Origin of the sequence: Streptomyces sp. NPDC059443 (assembly GCF_042750105.1) — a bacterium.
Taxonomy (GTDB): domain Bacteria; phylum Actinomycetota; class Actinomycetes; order Streptomycetales; family Streptomycetaceae; genus Streptomyces.
Map to the genome: position 1 here is coordinate 22,231 of NZ_JBHYVM010000059.1, position 3,641 is coordinate 25,871.

Consider the following 3,641-nt stretch of genomic DNA (forward strand, 5'->3'; position numbering starts at 1 on the left):
GGGGGGGGTCCGCCGCCCCGGCAGGCGGGGTGGGTGGCGTGGAGCGTCTGCCGTTCTTCGCCGGCGGCCGCGGCGGCGCGCCCCGCCCCCCCCCCCCCCCCCCCCCACTGCCGTCCCCGGGCCAGGATCGGGGCATGCTCTGGTCAGACCCGAAGAACGAGCCGCCCAAGGACATGCGCGACGCGCAGGCGATGGTCCGCCGGATGACCGTGATCGTCGTCATCGCGATGCTCGTGGTGGTGTACGTGCTGGGCGTGGGCTTCTAGTCCCGGCGACCCCGGTCACCCCGCCTCCCGCCCTACGATGACGGGCATGACTGCCGAAGCCCGCCACGCCCTCGTCCTCGCCTCCGCCTCGCCCGCCCGGCTGAACCTGCTGCGGCAGGCCGGGCTCGCCCCGCACGTGATCGTCAGCGGGTTCGACGAGGACACGCTGAACCACGACGAGCCGGCCGCCCTGGCCCTCGCCCTGGCCGAGGCGAAGGCGGCCGTCGTGGCGGCCCAGGAGGAGGCGGCCGGCGCCCTGGTGATCGGCTGCGACTCGGTGCTGGAGCTCGACGGCGAGGCGCTGGGCAAGCCGGCGGACGCCGAGGAGGCCACCGCCCGCTGGAAGTCGATGCGCGGGCGCGCCGGGGTGCTGCGCACCGGGCACTGCGTGATCGACACGGCGACCGGGCGCCAGGTCTCGGCCACGGCGTCCACGACGGTCCGCTTCGGCGAGCCGACGGACGCGGAGGTGGCGGCGTACGTGGCGAGCGGGGAACCGCTGCACGTGGCCGGGGCGTTCACCCTGGACGGGCTGTCGGCGCCGTTCATCGAGGGCATCGACGGGGATCACGGCAATGTGATCGGAATCTCCATGCCGCTGCTGCGCTCGCTGCTGGCCGAACTGGGCGTGTCGATCACGGACTTGTGGGCTTGACGTCCCCGAAGTCCCCGAGCAGCGGCGGACCCGGCGGCGTGTCCTGCACGTCGTCGGCCGCCCCGCCGCCGTCGGCAGCCCCGCCCGCGCCCCCGCCCGCGCCCTTGGCCGCGTAGAGCATCAGGCTCAGTACGAGCAGGCAGAGGATCAGCATCATCACCGCGAAGGCGCCCCAGCCGACCAGGCCGACGACGAGCGCGCCGAGCAGGCCGTGGATGACGGCGGCGGCCACGAGGACCACGCGGGCGAAGGCGCCGGGGGCCCGGTCGCGGATCGCCGCGACGGCGAGGAGGACGGCGCAGAGCAGCAGGAAGGCGCCCATGCCGGCGCCCATTGCGTACGTTGCCTTGGACATGACATCCGGATCCATGCCCGCGATGGACATCGACTGGTTCCGGGCGGTCCGTCCCAGGACGATGTGGACGAAGACGAGCACCGCCGCTTCCACGACGAGTACGACCGCGGTCGCTCCGGCCACGGATCTCCGCAGCACCACCCCACCCGCACCGGCCACGACGCCCCGCCCCCATCCCCCACGAGCACAAGCCTGTTCGACGCCTGGAGGCTACTAACGGGTAAACCTTGGGACAAGGGGCCGGGGCACCTTCGTTACCTTGGGAGGGCCGGGCGGTGCCGACGCGGCACTCCCGCGGGGAATCACCGGGCCATTCGCAGGATCATTCGTAGGGATCCGACAAAGAATCACCCGGGCCCGCTGACCCGGCGGACAGAGACCCCGGACACACGGCAGGGTTACTGTGCAGTCGGGGATCCCCCTGACGTGGGGCGTCACAAGGGTTTTCGACTCCGAGTCGACTCAGATCACACTGCGTGTGGGCAAGGTCACCACCGGGGAAGGGTCGAAAGGCCGTGTGGGCTGTCCCTAAACTCAGCTTGTTTCAAGGAGGGAGCCATCGTGCGCAAGGTGCTCATCGCCAACCGTGGCGAAATCGCAGTCCGCGTTGCTCGGGCCTGCCGGGATGCCGGGATCGCGAGCGTAGCCGTCTACGCCGATCCGGACCGGGACGCTCTGCACGTCCGAGCGGCCGACGAAGCTTTCGCGTTGGGCGGTGACACCCCGGCCGCCAGCTACCTGGACATCTCCAAGGTCCTGCAGGCCGCAGCCGATTCCGGAGCGGACGCCATCCACCCCGGATACGGCTTCCTCTCCGAGAACGCCGACTTCGCGCAGGCCGTCACCGACGCGGGACTGACCTGGATCGGCCCGCCGCCGCAGGCCATCCGCGACCTCGGCGACAAGGTCGCCGCCCGCCACATCGCCCTGCGCGCCGGCGCACCGCTCGTGGCCGGCACCCCCGACCCGGTCTCGGGTTCGGACGAGGTCGTCGCGTTCGCCGAGGAGCACGGGCTCCCGATCGCGATCAAGGCCGCCTTCGGTGGCGGCGGTCGCGGCCTGAAGGTCGCCCGCAACCTCGAAGAGATCCCCGAGCTCTACGACTCCGCCGTCCGCGAGGCTGTGGCCGCCTTCGGCCGCGGCGAATGCTTCGTCGAGCAGTACCTCGACAAGCCCCGCCACGTCGAAACCCAGTGCCTGGCCGACACCCACGGCAACGTCGTCGTCGTCTCCACCCGCGACTGCTCGCTCCAGCGCCGCCACCAGAAGCTCGTGGAGGAGGCCCCCGCGCCGTTCCTCACCGAGGCCCAGAACGCCGAGCTGTACGCGGCGTCGAAGGCGATCCTGAAGGAAGCCGGCTACGTCGGCGCCGGCACCGTCGAGTTCCTCGTCTCCGCCGACGGCCTCATCTCCTTCCTGGAGGTCAACACCCGCCTGCAGGTCGAGCACCCGGTCACCGAAGAGGTCACCGGCATCGACCTGGTCCGCGAGATGTTCCGCATCGCCGACGGCGAGGAGCTCGGCTACGGGGACCCGGTCCTGCGCGGCCACTCCTTCGAGTTCCGCATCAACGGCGAAGACCCCGGCCGCGGCTTCCTGCCCGCCCCCGGCACCGTCACCAAGTTCGCCCCGCCCACCGGCCCCGGCGTCCGCCTCGACGCCGGCGTGGAGTCCGGCTCGGTCATCGGACCGGCCTGGGACTCGCTGCTGGCCAAGCTGATCGTTACGGGAGCCACGCGCGAGCAGGCCCTGCAGCGGGCGGCGCGCGCGCTGGCCGAGTTCGAGGTGGAGGGCATGGCCACAGCCATCCCCTTCCACCGCGCGGTCGTGGCCGACCCCGCCTTCACCGCGGACCCGTTCACGATCCACACCCGCTGGATCGAGACCGAGTTCGTCAACGAGATCCCGGCGTTCGTGGTCCCCGCCGTGGAGGACTCCGAGGACGAGCCGGGCCGCGAGACCGTGGTCGTCGAGGTCGGCGGCAAGCGCCTGGAGGTCTCCCTCCCGTCCTCGCTGGGCATGACCCTGGCCCGTACGGCCGCCGCGGGCGGCGCGAAGCCCAAGCGCCGCGCGGCGAAGAAGTCCGGCCCGGCCGCCTCCGGCGACACGCTGGCCTCGCCCATGCAGGGCACGATCGTGAAGGTCGCGGTCGAGGAGGGCCAGCAGGTCAACGAGGGCGACCTGATCGTCGTCCTTGAGGCGATGAAGATGGAACAGCCCCTCAACGCCCACCGCTCGGGCACCATCGTGGGCCTCAACGCCGAAGTCGGCGCCTCCCTCACCTCCGGCGCCACCATCTGCGAAATCAAGGACTGATCCCGCAGCACCGTACGAACGCCGCAGGCCCCCAGGACCCTTTCGGGTC

4 protein-coding genes are annotated in these 3,641 nt (G+C 71.8%); 3 read left to right on the top strand and 1 reads right to left on the bottom strand.

The genetic code is table 11. The features are described 5' to 3' along the window. The first annotated feature begins 134 nt into the window (after positions 1 to 134). Positions 135 to 266 (top strand): morphogenic membrane protein MmpB, encoded by a 132-nt coding sequence (gene mmpB, locus ACFXDJ_RS35100; protein ID WP_384660128.1) that lies wholly within the window; start codon positions 135 to 137, stop codon positions 264 to 266. 46 nt (positions 267 to 312) lie between these two features. Next, positions 313 to 921: a Maf family protein gene (locus ACFXDJ_RS35105; protein WP_384660125.1), complete on the top strand. Its 609-nt coding sequence runs from the start codon at positions 313 to 315 to the stop codon at positions 919 to 921. Here ACFXDJ_RS35105 and ACFXDJ_RS35110 read toward each other — a convergent pair. Further along, on the bottom strand, positions 902 to 1,399 hold the full coding sequence (locus ACFXDJ_RS35110) for a hypothetical protein (RefSeq protein WP_384851246.1): 498 nt from the start codon (positions 1,397 to 1,399) through the stop codon (positions 902 to 904). The two genes, ACFXDJ_RS35105 and ACFXDJ_RS35110, sit on opposite strands and share 20 nt — an antisense overlap. 438 nt (positions 1,400 to 1,837) lie before the next feature. Between ACFXDJ_RS35110 and ACFXDJ_RS35115 the strand changes: the two genes are divergently transcribed. After that, positions 1,838 to 3,592, top strand: coding sequence for a biotin carboxylase N-terminal domain-containing protein (locus tag ACFXDJ_RS35115; RefSeq protein ID WP_384851248.1), 1,755 nt, complete (start codon positions 1,838 to 1,840; stop codon positions 3,590 to 3,592). Positions 3,593 to 3,641: the final 49 nt, after the last annotated feature.

Excerpts from the sequence above, each read along its gene's own strand:
- mmpB (WP_384660128.1), top strand. The coding sequence starts at position 135 with ATGCTCTGGTCAGACCCGAAGAACGAGCCGCCCAAGGACATGCGCGAC.
- ACFXDJ_RS35105 (WP_384660125.1), top strand. The coding sequence starts at position 313 with ATGACTGCCGAAGCCCGCCACGCCCTCGTCCTCGCCTCCGCCTCGCCC.